Here is a 15772-nt window from a genome sequence, read left to right as displayed (position 1 = left end):
GTCCTTGTGAACATCCATTCCGATATACTTCGTGCCTTCCATAGAAGAGTGCTCCTTTCCGGCGGTGAGATGGCAACCGCTCACAGCCTAGTCCAAGGGGGCACCTTCTTATATTGCGTCTCCTTTTTGAGCAAGTTCGCGTTGGCGCGTCTCTGGGCCGGGTGAACTTGGCGAAAACCCCGTTTCCCGTGCATGTCGGGTTCGTTGACCTAACGATCAATCTCGATAGGCGTACCGTCGGGTACGTTGTGCCAGATTTCCTCGATCTCGCGATCGGTAACGGCGATGCACCCTTTAGTCCAATCGACTCGCCGTTGTAGCGGACCGACCCAACCCAATCCGTTCCTTATCCCATGAACCATGATGTCGCCACCGGGATCGACCCCGTGAGCCTACGCTTGGCGAACTTGATCGGGAGTTGGATAACCTACCTTCAAAGCGCGGTGAAAAGCGCTGTGAGAATTTCGCCCGACGATTTTGTACACACCCTCCGGCACTCTGTTGTCACCGGCCTGTACCTTTGGGCCTATTCCACCTCGGCCCAACGCCACCCGGTAAGTCTTGAGCACCTTGCCCTGTCGATACAGCGTGAGAGTATGGGCATGTTTCTCAATGACGATTCGATCTGCGGGGCCGTCAATGGTTCCGTTCTCAGGCGTGTCCCGAAACGCAAAGGCTATCACCACGGCGCACGTCATCGCAGCAACCACACATAGAAGTCCTCGCTTGGGCCTGTCGAGTTTCACATCACCACTTTATCCCTGCTGAGCCGAGCCACAGATGATGAATACGGTACCTCCTGCAAAGTCGGGATTTCGGTAACTTGCTGGGAACTTTCTCAAAACCCCGGTTTTTCATGCACTACGACGCCTTCTTGGGATCTTCGTTTGGCTGGTTACTTCCTGTTTACCGACAAACCTTCTCTTACCGGATTATGGAAGGGTTGCCGTCACCAGGAACCATGTGACGGAGCCGAGAAACCTGCCACAAGCCGAGTATGAGTACCCTCGGCAGTTGTTGGGACTGTCGACGATGCCACAGTGTATCTCCAGGCCTCTTTGCAAGGCGCTCGTTACCTGGCGAGTCTCATTTTGTCTTCAACTCCGCATCCCAGTTTGTGACGAGCGTGAGGGGGACAGGGCCCTTTGGGGAGTTGGGTTCAGTTATCAGAAAGCGCCGGCCATCGGCCGTCACGTCATAAGAGGTAACGTACGCCGCCCCATAGTTGGCCGCGCTGAAGAGTGTACGCGGTGTGCCAAGCGATATCGAATCCGCCTTTTCGTCGCCGCTCTCGGCCAGAACGCTGTTCCGAGAAAGATAGAACAACTCCTTACCGTCACCTCGCCACCGCGGCACTGTGCCGCCTTGTGTCGATACCCGGTATCTGCGGGTAGCGTCGGGGAAATGGGTGACATAAACCTCGCGCTGTCCGGTCTCGATCGAAACATAGGCAATCCACTTACAGTCGGGAGAGAATGCAGGGGACAAATTCCCAAACTGAGAGTTGATCAATGGGAAGGGCTTTCGGTCTCCGGTAAGGGGAAGTATCCAAACTGCTCCCCTTTCAAGGCCTCCCGGAACGTTTGGGTGTTGGGTAAAAGCCAAATAATTGCCATCGCGACAAACTGACGCAGGGTTGTCAATGAAGCCGTCCGACTTGAGAACGGTCTCGCTTGTCCCGGTACCATCACTTTTGATGCGATCGATACGGTTTGAACTTCCAGTAAAACCTACAGAAAACAGGAGGAACTGCCCATCCGGCTGCCAGACCGGGTTCCTTTTGATTCCCGGCCCTGAGGTCAGGCGGATCTTCGTGCCGCGGGTCAGGTCCAGGTTCCAGAAGTCGCTACTCATGCCGTCGGAGTTCAGGAGGCTGACGGCTACCTGGGTTCCATCCGGCGACAGGGCCATTGGCGCTAGGAAGTTTCCCGAATCGAGTGAATCGCGGCGCTTTCCGTCACGATCGTACCAGGTAAGGGTGAAGGGGCCACCGGGAGTGGCGGGATAATAGACTATCACTCCGGCTGGAGAGACACTGAACAAAGCGCTCGAGTTATTTGGATTGAATGCCACACGGTCAGGCAGAGCGACCGGCTCACCAACAGTTGTAAGCTTCTCTTCATCGAAGCGCTGCGTAACGACTGCGCCGTCACGCACGTACACAAAGGTCCCGTGAGCCTCGAAGGCGTGCCCCATGGTAGCTTTGACCACCAGGTGATAGTCCTTCGAATCCAGCGATCCGGCGTAGATCCCGGCAATCTCGGGGTGCTGTTCGCTACGAACGAAAAACAGGAAGTGCCTTCCATCGGCAAGAAATACGGGCCAGCGATGGCTCTGCTCTCCGCGGGTCGCGTTGAGTTCAGTAACCTGCCTTGCTGTCCCGCCGTTCGCTGGTATTTGGTAAATCGCCGTAGTTTGCGTCGGCGTGAAGAGAATAACCCCATCCTGGCTCCACGTCCCGCCCCTCGGTACTGGCACATCACAAAGAACCTGGACGAGATTTCCTTCGATGTCGATGCGCTTCAGCTTCCCGTCGGCGAAGAATCCTATAGAACGGCCGTCCGGAGACCAAAAAGGCAAGCCGCCGTTCTCCGTACCCGGAAGCGCTTTCCCTTCTCCTGGATCGTTGATGGCGCGCAGCCAGAGACGTACTCCGCGACCGTCCCAGACAGGGAACACAATGTGCGTTCCATCCAGAGATACGGCGGGAAGCCAGTTGTCAAAGGCGTTGAACTGCGTATCTGCCGGGGGAAGGAGGCTGGAACGCACAACAATTGATGAGGGCGACGTCTCTTTGGACTTGAAGTAAGCAGCGCTCAATGCCCCTAGCGCAGCCAGCAGGACCGCGGCGACCGCCCAGGCAATTCGTGCTGTCCCCCTGCTTCGGCCAGTGAGCGCGGGAGCGCCGGCCTTTGAGCCGGTCTCCGTTATCCATTCGAGCTCGCTGAGGAGATCGCCGGCGCTCTGCCATCGGTCGTCCGGGGATTTGGCGAGGCACCTCCGGACAACCCGGTCGAGCGCCGGTGAGGCCATCGGCTGGATCGTCGAAACCGGCGGCGGGTTGGCGGACATCACGGCCGCAATCAGGCTCGCGTGGCTGGAACCCTCAAAACATCTGCGGCCGGTAATCATTTCGTAGAGCATCACGCCGAAGGCGAAGAGGTCCGATCGCGCGTCGGCCTCCTTGCCTTCGAGTTGCTCGGGAGACATGTATTGCAAGGTGCCGAGGATCGTCCCTTGAGTCGTGATTGGCGGCGCGGCGGTGGGTGCGAGGGTGTCCGCCTCGGAAGACACCACAGACCCGGCCATCTTGGCCAGCCCGAAATCGAGCAGCTTGGCCCCGCCGCGCGTCAGCATGACGTTGCCCGGCTTCAGGTCCCGGTGGACTATACCCCTGCGGTGCGCGGCGTCGAGGGCACTAGCAATCTGGATGGCGATGCGAAGCGCTTCTTCGATCGGCAATGCTCCCTTGCGGAGACGAGCTTCGAGGGTTTCTCCCTCGAGATACTCCATCACCAGGAACTCCACCGAATCCTCTTGACCGATGTCGTACAGCGCGCAGATGTGCGGGTGATTCAGGCTGGAGATGGCTCGCGCTTCGCGCTCAAAGCGCCATTTCAGATCAGGATCGGACGAAAGATGAGTGGAAAGAATTTTGACAGCGACGTCGCGTCCGAGGCGCGTGTCCCGCGCGCGATACACCTCTCCCATTCCACCAGCACCGACCGCTGCGAGGATCTCGTACGGGCCAAGTCTGGTGCCTGGGGTCAGCAGCATGGTATGGGTGTGGATTCCGACCTTTGTAGAAAAATCGAAAGGAGGCTTTTCGAGGAAGCTGCCGGCGCGCTCGTCTTCCATCAATAGCTGTTCGACCAGGTGCCTTAATTCCGGCTCATCCTGGCACGCGGCATCGAGAAACGCACGCCTGGCCTCGGGCGCCATATCCAGGGCGTCGCCGAACAACTTCTCCACGGACTGTCTGTGCTGGCCCATCTTCGCCCATCCGATAGCAGCAGACGAATTGTCTGGCCCGCCATTCCACCAGCACCGACCGGTGTGAGGATCTCGTACGGACCAAGGGCCTGGGGTCAGGGCATGGTATGGGTGTTGATTATATCGCTCGGCTCAAATGCTCAGATAGGCGAAGGAGACCCTCTCGCCCCAGCCATCTGCCGAGCCGCGCCCAGGAAACCTGATGACGCTGGATGAAAAGTCGGCTCCACGCGGAAGTGATCTTTTTGCAGGCGATTGGCGGCCCTCTCGGGATTATGCCTGGATCACGGGCAAACCGGAAACAATCCCGAAGTGCCTTAAAAGTTCGGGTTTTCGGCAAGTTCAGTTCCCGAAAAGGGAAGTTCCCGTTTTGCGGGAAGTTCGACACCCAGTTGGAATCGTCAGTCAGCGAAATCAGTTCCGCTTGGCGACGATTCGACCGAGCCGCCCTCTTCGCTTCGCCGAAACCGAATTCAAGCAATTGAATTGAACCTTGGGTGCCTCTCCTTCGACATAATCAATGAACGCACATGGATAACAAGAATCGCGCAGCCTATGAGTGGATTGCACTCCGTTGCCAGTCCGGCGAGACGAGCGCATTCGAGGACCTGGTTGCCGTCATGGAGCGCCCGTTGCTCTACTATGCGGCCAGTCTGACCGGCAATCAGGATAGTGGTCTCGACGTGCTTCAGGAGGTGTGGATCAAGGTGCTGCGCGACATTCGCAAGCTCAAGGATCCCGGCTCGCTGCGCTCGTGGCTCTACGCCATCACCCATGGCATTGCGGTGGATCGAATCCGCCGCAACGCATCCAGGGAGCGGGCCGAGCAGGTTGAGCTTGAAGATTTTCAGGAAGCTGAGGAGCCATCGTTTGCGGAAGAAGACGCTGCAGCGATTCACCAGGCCTTGAGTCGGATCGGTCTCAGGCATCGCGAGGTTCTGGTTCTGTATTTTCTTCAGGACCTGTCGATCGCCGAGATCGCCGAAGTCGTTGGGTGTTCGGAAGGAACAGTGAAGTCGCGCATGCATTATGCCAAGCGGGCAATGAAGGGAATTCTGAGTGGAGGAATCTATGGAAATGCAAAATGACAACATGCGCGAGCGTCTGCTGGCGCGTCTCCCGCAGCCTGAGAATCTTGCCGCCTACCGGGAAGAAACGGCGGCCCTGTTGGCGAAACACGAGAAGGCGCTGTTTTGGGAGAAGATGGCGTCCACAGCAAGTTACGTGATTGTCGCCATCATGGTGGCCTTAAGGTTCTGGGGGCAAACGTCCACCGAGGCTATGCGCCAGTATTTCTTGCCCTTGGCAGGCTTCGTGTATTTTCTAGGAGCAACTCAAGACCTGAGGTACCGGATCTATCGAAGCAAGGTTGACACCTTGAAAGAAGTCAAGCAGGTTCAGTTGCAGATACTCGAGATCCAGGCTTCTCTTCAAAAGCGAAGTTGAGAATAGTCTGCAGGTCGCTTAAACGACAAATTCGATCTGCCTTGATCTTCCTAGCGCTGGCGCAGTTCCTGCGAATAACCGGCCACAGGAATCCTCGAACTGCCCGTAAGTCTCGTTTACTAAGAGCAAGTTCACACGGCCAGCGGGGTTCGGCGGGTCGAACTTGCCGAAATCCCCGTTTTCGCGCAGCTGGCCTCGAACTGACTAATGCAATATCGGGAAAGTTGCTGGTATTGTGCTGCTTATGACGCAGGCAGTAATGAGGAGAGCCGGACATGCGGATTCATGTAAGTCTGAGTTTTGCTTTCATATTGGGAATCGCACGTGGATGCTGGGCCCAAACGTCAGCGATCACGCAGGTGAAAGCCCCGTCCGGTGTCGTAACCGGTCATATTCTTTGCGCTGACACACGGCGTCCAGGGCGATTTGCCGAGGTCGCACTCCTGCGTCAGCAGAATCGACCAGCGCAATCAACGGCACCAGCCCCAGTGCAGAGTATTCCCTTGGTTGTTCGAGATTCTTCTGGCAATCCGGTTCCGGGCCTACATGTATCGCCGAGTAGTAGTGATATCACGTTTCCTCCCTCTGTCCAAGACGCTTTTGAATCATCCAAAGAATTACCCGGTGCTCCTCTGATTCTTGATGGCTGGATATTTCCGAACCATAGAAGCGCCTACGCATTAGTGATGCGTGGCACCATTTCATCAAGTTCTGCACTGACAGCGTACGCGCAGCTGCGCAACGAAACAATTGGCTTAGTAGTGGGCAGATGGAGGGGGGGATTTCGTCCCGAACTTGGTAGACGGGGTCGACTATTTTGGGAGCGACGTACGACTGCTTTACCAGGAGTATATGTCTTACAAGTTGCCGCATTAAGTGGGGGAAATGTGGTCAGCAGTAAGTCATACAAATTCTTCGTACACAATTACGAATATCAGGCTGTCCCCACTAGTTCGCTCATCCTCTCTACCACTTGTACCTTGAGTCCCGATGAAAACGAAGTGCGGCGGCGGATCCTTCCCGACCCGCTCTCATGGAATGGCTGCCAGCTAGTACCTACCACGCAGGTGACTGAGACGGACCACTTGCGTTTTCTGCTCCGTATGTACCCTCGAGATGCCAAAATCGCCAAGGAATTGATGACCCGCTGGAACCCACATTTAGTGATCGATGGGAAAACCGATACTCGTACGAGTTCGCTTGGTTTCCATGTTGAATCAGATGGCAATCTGGTGATTTATACGAACATAGATAATGTTGGGGAACGTCTAGGTTCCGGACCACACAGTGTGCAAATAATCCTAACTGGTCCGAGAGGAGTTCAACTGACGATGGCCCAGTCTCAATTTGCGATTGTCGCGAATTAAGTCTTCGGCCGCTCGGCATCCAGCTGCTCGCTCTCTTCATAGCGGATCACCGTTGTCTCTGCGCCGGCCATCTGCCACCCATTGAAATCCCATAGGTAGATCACCGCGTCCGTCGCAAACGCCAACGGCTCACTTCAAACGGCCCCGTCGAAAATCACTCCCTCCAGTGTTGTATTCGCCAGTCTTATGCTGGCGCGCTGCTGGCAGGAGTGATCTGAACGTTGTAGCCGAATTTGCGGAGCTGTTTGGCCAGAGATTGGGCACGATAGATGAGAAGTCTTGGTTCGAATTCGATGCCTTGCTCGATGTATCGGATTCCCTCATGAAGGATTTTCCAGACCAGGCGGCATAGTCGATGTGCAATAGCCCAAACGGCGGACTGATAACCCAGGCGCGGCAGCAGACGCCGGAACACCGCTTGGAAGTGTGTGCCTTTGCTGCGGGCGGCAGCATTAGCGGCCTGGTTGAGCACACGGCGCATGTACTTGTTGCCTTTCGCCGAACGGCTGCTGGAGTTCTCTTCGGCGCTTTCCTGCTTTCCCGGGCAGGTTCCCACCCAGGAAGTGAACTCGGCCGCGGAAGGAAACGTGCCGGCTGTCACCCCAACTTCGGCGATGATCTGTTGAGCTGAATCGATGCCGAGACCGGGTACTTCCGCCAGTCGGATCACAGTATCCTGATGCGGATTCATAGCCTGCGCGATCAGACTGTTCAGCTTTGCAATTTGCTCATCAATCAGCCGCAGTCGCTCCAACTGCAGCGCGAGCATTTGCCGATGCATAGGATGCGAGCTTCCTGTCAGCGCTTCAATTAGCTGTTCTTCGCTACACTTCAACCGATGGTCTCCCAGCAACGCCAGGTTCTTCGCATCGGTCTCGCCATTGGCCAGGGCATGCAGGATGCGAAGACCGCTCAATCCCAGCAGATCCGTGACGACAACCGACAGCTTGATGCGCATCTCTTCCAGTAGACACTCGATCTGACTCTGGAGGCGCACCCGGTCGCGTACCAACTGCAGCTTCATCCGCGTGAGGTTTCGCCAGATGCGCTGTTCTCCATCCGGCACAAAACTGAGAATCAGTTCCTGTGCGATCAGCCTCCGCACCAGCCGTTCCGCGTCCTTGAAGTCATGCTTGCGCCCTCGCGGAGCTCGATTGGAAAATGCCTGTGCCAGGTGCAAACGGATATGTGGCTCCAGTTCCAGCCACACGGGCCGCCAGTACTGTGCCGTGGATTCCATCACCACTTCTTCGACCCCATGCTCCTTAAGCCATGTCGATAAGCGGCACAACTCACTCGGCATCGTGGTAAAGCGCCGCCGCTCCGGCTTCGCCGCCGGCGCGTCAGCATCTATGACCACTACCATCAGAACCTTCTTGTGCACGTCGATTCCTGCTACTTTGCCAGCCATCGCGCCCTCCGGGCGTGAAAACGGCAGGAAGCGTGTGCAAAGACATTAGACGCCGTCACGTGCTACCAAACCTCCCTACGGGATGAATGGCGCGACAAAGATTGGTTCAAACACGCATCCCGGGCCAAACTCTATCACGGCCTCAACTGCTCCAGGGTCGTTCCGACCTTCGCCGTTCCACGCCAATTCCATCGTAAAGGCTCGCGGATCGAAACGATTTTCATCCCTATGGGTGGACCGGAGGCCCATGCGTAACTCCGTCAAAACTGCCCCGAAAGAAATCTCGCGCAGGTCCGTCCGTTGTGGTCGAGGCAGCCCTGATAGGGTCCTATCGTTTTCAGGGAACAACGACAGCGTTGGGAGTGTCGGTGGCAGGATTACTTCTGACTTGCCGACCAAAACGAAACAGCATCGCGTCGACCCTTCAACCAGAAACGCTTGCGGGAATATGAGCGGGAGGGAGGCTCGCCACAACCGAAAGTCCAGCGCCTGCCACGGCCAGCAACAATTCATCCCCGAAACGCGTATCCTTACGAGTATCACTAATGAAAATCAGGCACCCGCATGGGCACCACAGAAGAGGATCGGCTCCCACACCACCGAAGCCTCACCGTGGATGCGTGCCGCCTCGCTTCGTGCGCAGCGGCCATCGCAGACCATCGTTGGCAAGGTCCTGGCCTTGACGGGATCCCATCGTTGAATCATTGACAAGCGCCGACTGACAATTTGAAACCAATTTGATTCGGTGTGAAACCGATGCGAAGTAGTTCTGCCCCGTCCGCAGGGTCTATGATGTCTTGACTAAGGACATGCATACCACTCGTCGAAACGCGATTGCCGGGCTGGGTTCGATTCTTCTTGACTGCTGTTTGGGCTGCCATCGTGCAAAGCCGGAACCCGTGACCATTATGTTTATGGATCCGGAGTCGTTGGATGACCGGCTGCAACGACAACACTTATCCGAAAAAGCTCTGCGGCAGTTCGAGAGTGAAACGGGGATCAGGGTGAAACACCTGCCCGCACCCGAAACCTCTCAGGGACAATTGAGGCTCATCCGGGAGCTCCTTGGGGAAAGGGACACACCAGATGTGTTCGGCGTAGACGTCGTTTGGACTGGACTTCTGGATGACGCACTCCTTGATTTGAAGCCCTTTTTCAGTTCGGAGCTCTCTGCCGCCGAGCCTGATCTAGTTTCAAGCTATACGGTAAAGAGCAGAGTTGTTGCTGTTCCTTATCACCCTCATGTCGGTGTGCTTTATTACCGCACTGACTTGTTGACAAAGTGCGGGTATCAAATCCCACCTCAAACCTGGTCCGAACTGGAGAAGATGGCTTTCCGCATTCAGGAAGGCGAGCGCGCCACTGGCGATGAGACTTTTTGGGGATTTGTGTGGCCAGGGGCAGCAGATGAATGCCTGACTTGTCTGGCTTTGGAATGGCAAGCGTCGGAAGGCGGCGGAAGGATTATCGAAGCTAACCGAACTGTGAGCGTTAACAATGTGAATGCGATACGCGCCTGGGAACGTGCGGCGCACTGGATCGGTTGGATATCGCCTCCAAACGTAACTGCATACGAAGAACTGGACTCCGTCAATCATTTCGAAAACTCCGGCAAGGCAGCATTCTCGCTCGGCTGGGCTTCTGACTACTTCCTCACCAACCTTGCGAAACCAATGATTTACGGGAAAATTGGTCTGACCAGCGTTCCGTCAGGGAAGATGGGCGTAGGAACGTTAGGCGGGTTTGGCCTTGGAATATCAGGAAGGTCGAAGCACCAACGAGAAGCAATCGCGCTAGTGAAATTCCTCTTGCGCAAGGAGGCGGAGCTAGAGGCTGCCAGCAGAAGTGCTGAGTTGCCCACGGGAACTGTGTTCTACCGCCTGCCAACCATTCTCAAGGCATACTCGCGATCGATACCGGCCGGCCAGGCTCCAGGTGATGGCATCGTGAGCCGTCCTTCTACGGTGGCAGGTAGGAATTATGAGGACGTCTCGCGTGCGTATGCCGCGGCAGTGCATTCCGTCCTGACGCGGAAGAAGAGCGCTCGCGTTGCTGCTGCTGAGCTGGAGACGGAACTCGAGCATATCACCGGTTTCCCCAAAGGCCCCCCCTGAAGCAACCGAAACCAGCATACCCCGCGTAAATAGCACGTGGTGCGGGGCTCTCTTATCGTTGAGATGTTGTAGGAACGGACACTCCAGCAAGGCTCAGCTATGGACGACGTAAGAAAGCCAAAAGGTGGCGCATCACCGTCGGTCAAAGTAGCACGGATGATCACGTTCATCACGAATGTTGACATTAAGACCCGCTTGACGTTCTGTTTTGTCCTGATCATCGCGTTGATGTCGGTGGGCACAGGCATTCTGCTTTGGCAGTCGCACGTGATGCGCACTCAAGCAAACCGCCTGAAGGAAATGGACGAGCAGTTCATGGAGGTCCAGCGCGTCCGCTCGCTTGTTCTGTCGTTCCGCAACGAATCAGAACAGGTAGTCAGGGCCCGGAATCTTGCACGCCTGCAGCAAGAAGCGCCTGCCCTGCGCAACCAACTGAACGATAGCCTAAGACGGACCCAAACAGTGTTCCGAGGAATCGAACCGAATAACATTCTCGATCCCAGCGTCTTACCCACGCTGGAGACGATTCAGGGTGTACTGCCTTCGCAACTCGATTCGCTTACTACCCTCGCGTCAGTAGGAGATTGGGAGGCCCTGCGTCAGCGAGTAGAACAACCGCTCGATGTTCTAAGTAGCCTGAGTGCTGAACTAGTGGATGCCGCCAGCGGTGATTTACAAAACAAACGTTCGGAAGCCGCTCGCCAGATTGAGCGTGCGCAGATTCGAACGCTTTTCATCCTGACTGCCGTGGGTGTCCTTACAATAGTCATTGCGGCTCTTCTAGGATTCGGTATCACTCAGACCATTACTCGTCCTCTGCGATCGCTGGTTGATGCAGCCTCTGCTCTCGCAAGCGGTGAATTTAGTCACCATGTACCTGTGCAAGGCCGAGACGAACTCGCTCATCTCTCCCGAGTCTTCAACCAGACAACAATTAAGCTTCAGCAGCTCTATGAGAACCTCCAGCGGAGTGAACAAGAGCTTCGTGACGTCATCAACGCGGTTCCGGCGCTCATTTGGAGAGCATCGCCTGATGGCGAAGTTGATTTCATCAACGAGCGTTTGCAGCAGTTCATAGGTATACCTCCCGAAGACCTACGGGGCTGGAACTTGCAATCCGTGCTTCATCCCGACGACCGTGCTCGGTTCGTCGCCGAGTGGCGGGCAGCGGTGAAGGATGGGCGACAGAACGAGGATGAGGTCCGTGTGCGGCGAGCGGACGGGAAATATTGCTGGTTCCTGATCCGTAATGTGCCGCTGCGGAACGAGGTAGGAAATATTGTCAAATGGTATGGAACTGGTATCGAAATCGAGGACCGCAAACGCGCGGAGGAAGAGCGCCAGAGGCTGAATCAGCTAAAGGCAGAACTTGCACATATCAATCGGGTCAGCACACTCGGAGAACTGGCGGCCTCAATCTCTCACGAGTTAAAGCAACCGATTTGCGCGGCCGTGACCTGTGCGCAGGCCAGCTTGCGATGGTTGAACCGCGACCAGCCGGACCTGGACGAGGCGCGCCGGGCAACAGCAGAGAGCGTGAAGGACGGAGTGCGTGCAGCCAACATCATCGATCGTTTGGGGTCGTTGTTTAAGAAGACTCCTCCACAACGAGAATCAGTCGACGTGGACGAAATCATCGGCGAAATGGTCCTGCTGCTGCGGGGCGAAGCCAACCGGTATGCCATTTCGATTCGTACGGACCATGCCGCCGATCTTCCCAAAGTCACGGCGGACCGGGTGCAACTGCAGCAGGTACTGATGAACCTCATGCTCAATGGTATCGAGGCAATGAAGGAGACCGGCGGAGTGCTCACGGTCAAGACGGGACCAGGCGAGGGAGGTCAAGTGCTGATCTCAGTCAGCGACACCGGAGTAGGATTGCCGGCCGGAAGAGCCGACGAGATCTTCAATGCCTTCTTCACCACTAAACCTCAAGGCACCGGCATGGGGCTGCCGATCAGCCGTTCAATCGTGGAATCGCATGGTGGCCGTTTGTGGGCCACATCCCACGACGGACGAGGCGCGACGTTTCATTTCACTCTGCCAACCGCAGTCGTGGAAGTGTCTGCGCCAATATGATTCCGAGTATCGGGTATTCTCTTTGCCAGAGGTGCAAGCTCTCGCTTGCACCACCGTTTTCCCACCCATGAATCGAAGTACCGGCTATGTAGATTCATTCGCGCCACTAAGATCGCTGCGAGGAAAATCCAAACCTCAGCTCCTACCGCAAACCTTCGCGGAGGTTTCCCGGCGCGGAAAAGCTGGTGTATCGTTTGCAATCCGTCGCATCGAGTATCAGGTTGTGATTGCAGTAACGAGCCGAACGTCAATGCCAGAGTGGCGCCTTGCACTCTTTTGATGTGCTGGTTCATAGTAAGCTCTTGGTCTGGGCGGTTGTTGTGGTGTGTTGGTGGAGGAGAGTCTCAAATAGGTGTCCACCTAATTTAGGTGGACACCTATTTATGCTTGAGGCGTGATCGTAGGCGCAATGCTCATGTCCGTTACAAAAGTGAAGTACACGCTCTTTCTCTTCTAACGGACTACATGTCTTCTGCAAGCGCCAAAGCAATAGGCAACCGAGTTCGCTCAGGTAGGAGAGCGCTGCCATGAGCCAACGAAAAATAGTGCGGCACCCAGAGCTGCGAAGGAACCTGCCGTCCTTTTGATATCCATTACAAAAGTGAGGTACACACTTTTTCTCTTTTAACGGCTTACCTGTTTCACCCTCCTTTTCGACTATGCGAGTTTGCCTACGTTCTATGCGGCAACGGTCCGTACTTCGACGGGTCGTTTTGCTCGCTCGCTTGCACCAACCCCTAAAAGCTGGTCTCATTCCTAAGAACGAGGCACGTGATGAAGCAAAAACTCATTCGCGCCACCGAATTGGCAGAGTTCGTCTACTGCTCGAAAGCATGGCATTTGAAATACCTGGATGGTGCTGAGGTATCGCCTGTAGCTCGCGAACTGCAGGCTGAGGCAAATGCATGGCATATCGAGCAGGGTAGATCCCTCGCTCGTGGCGATAGCTACCGATGGGCAGGTTTCGCCGCCCTTATGCTGGCGATTATTCTCATTGTCTTCTGCTGGCTGGGATGGGCGAAATGACCGTTCTTCTGATGGCTGCTACCGCGATGGTCCTGGCTCTTCTGTTCTTTTGGTTGAGCGCCAAGTCCCGCAAGAGGACCGGAATACCGGCTGGAGAGGTGTTCTATCAGGATCTCGTCGGACAACCGTTCGCAGCCAGGGATCTGCGGTCTCTGAAGCTGGGCATCTCCGGAAGACCAGACTGTTTGATCCGAACCGTAGATGGGATAGTGCCGGTCGAATTGAAGAACTCGAACCGGCCACCGGCTCGAGGCGAGGTCTATCCCAACCACATGATCCAGAACCTGGCCTATTGTGCACTCGTTGAAGAACAGCTCGGGGAACGGGTCCCATATGGCCTGGCCATTTACGCAGGGCAGCAAGTTCGACGAGTGGAGTTTACAGACTCCAGTCGCAGATGGCTTATGCACACGATCGCTGCTGTTCAAGCCGCTCGTCTTGCAAGGCGGGCGGATCGGAATCACGACCGACGCGGCCGCTGCTCCGGATGCGGCGTGCGTGACAAGTGTGATCAGGCTCTGCGCTGAAAATTCTCATCGGGGTCTAAGTATTCGCCACGATCAAATGCACCATTCTCACGCTTGCTTTCGCGGGTCCGCAGCAATTCCGCATGCTTCGGAGCAAACACATACTTTTTCTAGGAACCGGATCCGTTGGGGTGGCCAGCGACGAGTGATCAAGAGGTTCCGGTGTTCCTTGCAGAACTTCTGCAGAGCCTCAAACTCTATCAAATAGATGGGTCGGCCCGTACGCGTTTGCTCGCGCTTTGCCTTGAGAAGTCCCTGCTCGATCCAACTCATGACTTTGCTGTATCGCACACAAAAATGTGAGCAGATCTGACGCAAGCTGAGCAGGTCTTTGCTGTAGTGCGAGTAGCCGCGGCGATGGATCAAGTTGTACAGCGTCTTGGCTTCACAGTGGAAGCGTTGGGAGGCGGCCCGTACACCGTGCTCCGACACATATTCAATGATCGATTCAACCGTAGTCGGATCGAAGGTTCGCCTGGACCCGGCCCCGGGTCTCTCGACGCCGTGCTTTTTCAAGAACCGCCAGCAGGCAGCTTTGTCGTAACCAGTCAGAGCTATCAGTTCTTCGCATAGCCGGACCGGATGTTGCTTCTTCTGCGCGATGTTCACCGCCTCCGCGGACCACAGGTACCGTCTGGGTTTCCTGCGAGGCACATCCTTTGTAGCCATACCGCACCTCAGTCTTCCATATACACACAACCAGGCCGAAAAGAAGAGGGGTATAGAGATTTTTCTGCGTCTTTTTGTGATTCCGATGAGAGCCCTTCTAGCAATTAACGCAAGGGACGCCGGCCTCGCCTGCTCGTCCCCCGTACTTATATAAGGCATTTCGCTGTGCCGTTTGGTTCATTGCGCAAAGAACAATTTTCGTTCCTCGATATTTCTCAGTCGGCGTTACAATCCAGTCACGTAGTGCTGCGACCGAGCTGTGTTGTTTATTCCGTCGCAGAGGATTGCTCATGGACTCAAGGCGGCCTCTTCCCTCCAGTGAGTACTGGTATCTGGGCTCCCCGAATCCGGCCGTGGATGATCTGTTTCGTCGAGTTTGCGTTTTAGCTTGGCCGTACGCTCTTTATTGCGCCACTCGTTATCTGCACGATGTGCACGCGGCATACGACCTGATGGACGCGGCGGTTTCCAACGCTGAGCAGTACTACGAACGTTTCCAGGGCGAGCGAACGCCCACCCAGCTCTTTTACAGAATTGTGAGTGTCCTGAAGAGGCTCTCCAAACAACGGGTCCAGAACAATCGCGAAATATTTTGTGGGTCCCTCTACGATCTCGAGATCCTGGCAACTGCACTCTCCTCTAAATCCGAAGCGGATCAGACGGCGTACATTAATCAGGTGCTCGGACGGATGAGCGAACGCTCAAGGAAAATCACCTATTGGCGTCTCGCGGGGCATAGCTGGCGGCAGATCGCGGACGCGCTGGAAGCCAGTCACGTAACAGTTCGACGGGCCTATCACAAAGAACTTCGTGGACTTTTGTTCCAGTCTTCTGATAGGCCTAGCTCTAATAACCGAGAGAATAGTGATCAACACTGCCGTCCAAATTAGCAGGAATGGAATTGGACAAAGGCTGAAGACATAGGGGTAAAGGGAGAGCGCGAGCGCCTGTTGGAGTTCAGGTAGGGCGCCGGAAACCGGGGGGCGGAAGGGCTCTGGGATTGAGGCTGCTGTCTAAGTTATTTGAGGTGGGTAGACTTATTTCTCCGTCGTTCGAGATTGAGTGAAGGTTCTGCTGTCCAAGTTATGTCAAGGATAATGGCAGTTGCTCAAAGGCTGGCGGGGGCGGAGGCTGAAAGGG

12 protein-coding genes and 1 pseudogene are annotated in these 15772 nt (G+C 55.7%); 8 read left to right on the top strand and 5 right to left on the bottom strand.

Annotation, left to right across the window (positions count from 1 at the left end):
* Window positions 1-209: 209 nt before the first annotated feature.
* Together Q363_RS46760 and Q363_RS41120 are read right to left on the bottom strand one after the other, a co-directional pair.
* Window positions 210-698 (bottom strand): annotated as a pseudogene (locus Q363_RS46760) (L,D-transpeptidase family protein).
* A gap of 388 nt (window positions 699-1086) precedes the next feature.
* On the bottom strand, window positions 1087-3993 hold the full coding sequence (locus Q363_RS41120; protein ID WP_051979278.1) for a protein kinase domain-containing protein: 2907 nt from the start codon (window positions 3991-3993) through the stop codon (window positions 1087-1089).
* 202 nt (window positions 3994-4195) lie between these two features.
* On the opposite strand from Q363_RS41120, the gene Q363_RS41115 reads away from it, so the two are divergent.
* The 3 genes from Q363_RS41115 to Q363_RS24760 are packed head-to-tail and all read left to right on the top strand — an operon-like array spanning window position 4196 to window position 5439.
* Window positions 4196-4483 carry a hypothetical protein gene (locus tag Q363_RS41115; RefSeq protein ID WP_157467497.1) on the top strand — a complete coding sequence of 96 codons (288 nt, stop codon included), beginning with the start codon at window positions 4196-4198 and terminating at the stop codon, window positions 4481-4483.
* A gap of 40 nt (window positions 4484-4523) precedes the next feature.
* On the top strand, window positions 4524-5081 hold the full coding sequence (locus tag Q363_RS24765; RefSeq protein WP_035356146.1) for an RNA polymerase sigma factor: 558 nt from the start codon (window positions 4524-4526) through the stop codon (window positions 5079-5081).
* On the top strand, window positions 5065-5439 hold the full coding sequence (locus tag Q363_RS24760) for a hypothetical protein (RefSeq protein WP_035356144.1): 375 nt from the start codon (window positions 5065-5067) through the stop codon (window positions 5437-5439). The genes Q363_RS24765 and Q363_RS24760 overlap by 17 nt, the downstream gene beginning before the upstream one ends.
* 1363 nt (window positions 5440-6802) lie before the next feature.
* Here the strand turns inward: Q363_RS24760 and Q363_RS45675 are convergent.
* Window positions 6803-6931 carry a hypothetical protein gene (locus tag Q363_RS45675; RefSeq protein ID WP_281176076.1) on the bottom strand — a complete coding sequence of 43 codons (129 nt, stop codon included), beginning with the start codon at window positions 6929-6931 and terminating at the stop codon, window positions 6803-6805.
* A 59-nt stretch (window positions 6932-6990) separates the two neighbouring features.
* On the bottom strand, window positions 6991-8217 hold the full coding sequence (locus tag Q363_RS24755; RefSeq protein ID WP_051979277.1) for an IS110 family RNA-guided transposase: 1227 nt from the start codon (window positions 8215-8217) through the stop codon (window positions 6991-6993).
* A gap of 809 nt (window positions 8218-9026) precedes the next feature.
* On the opposite strand from Q363_RS24755, the gene Q363_RS24750 reads away from it, so the two are divergent.
* The 4 genes from Q363_RS24750 (at window position 9027) to Q363_RS46755 (ending at window position 13963) form a co-directional block, all read left to right on the top strand.
* Entirely contained in the window at window positions 9027-10331 is a 1305-nt protein-coding gene (locus tag Q363_RS24750) for an extracellular solute-binding protein (RefSeq protein WP_157467495.1), read from the top strand.
* A gap of 156 nt (window positions 10332-10487) precedes the next feature.
* Complete coding sequence (locus Q363_RS36755) at window positions 10488-12410, top strand: sensor histidine kinase (protein ID WP_169747115.1); 1923 nt, start codon at window positions 10488-10490, stop codon at window positions 12408-12410.
* Window positions 12411-13184: 774 nt separating this feature from the next.
* Window positions 13185-13436: a hypothetical protein gene (locus Q363_RS42250; protein WP_035356142.1), complete on the top strand. Its 252-nt coding sequence runs from the start codon at window positions 13185-13187 to the stop codon at window positions 13434-13436.
* On the top strand, window positions 13364-13963 hold the full coding sequence (locus tag Q363_RS46755; protein WP_084080729.1) for a CRISPR-associated protein Cas4: 600 nt from the start codon (window positions 13364-13366) through the stop codon (window positions 13961-13963). The genes Q363_RS42250 and Q363_RS46755 overlap by 73 nt, the downstream gene beginning before the upstream one ends.
* Before the next feature lie 48 nt (window positions 13964-14011).
* Here the strand turns inward: Q363_RS46755 and Q363_RS24730 are convergent, their stop codons facing one another.
* The gene (locus tag Q363_RS24730; RefSeq protein ID WP_157467491.1) at window positions 14012-14572 is read right to left on the bottom strand and encodes a hypothetical protein; all 561 of its coding nucleotides are present in this window, start codon (window positions 14570-14572) and stop codon (window positions 14012-14014) included.
* A 350-nt stretch (window positions 14573-14922) separates the two neighbouring features.
* On the opposite strand from Q363_RS24730, the gene Q363_RS24725 reads away from it, so the two are divergent.
* A complete protein-coding gene (locus Q363_RS24725) occupies window positions 14923-15522 on the top strand; it encodes a sigma-70 family RNA polymerase sigma factor (protein ID WP_035356134.1) in 600 nt (199 codons plus the stop codon).
* Window positions 15523-15772 lie beyond the last annotated feature (250 nt).

It is taken from the genome of Edaphobacter aggregans DSM 19364 (assembly GCF_000745965.1).
Lineage (GTDB): Bacteria > Acidobacteriota > Terriglobia > Terriglobales > Acidobacteriaceae > Edaphobacter > Edaphobacter aggregans.
The sequence above is the reverse complement of the archived record's forward strand: the minus strand, read 5'-3'. Positions and strand labels throughout refer to the sequence as shown.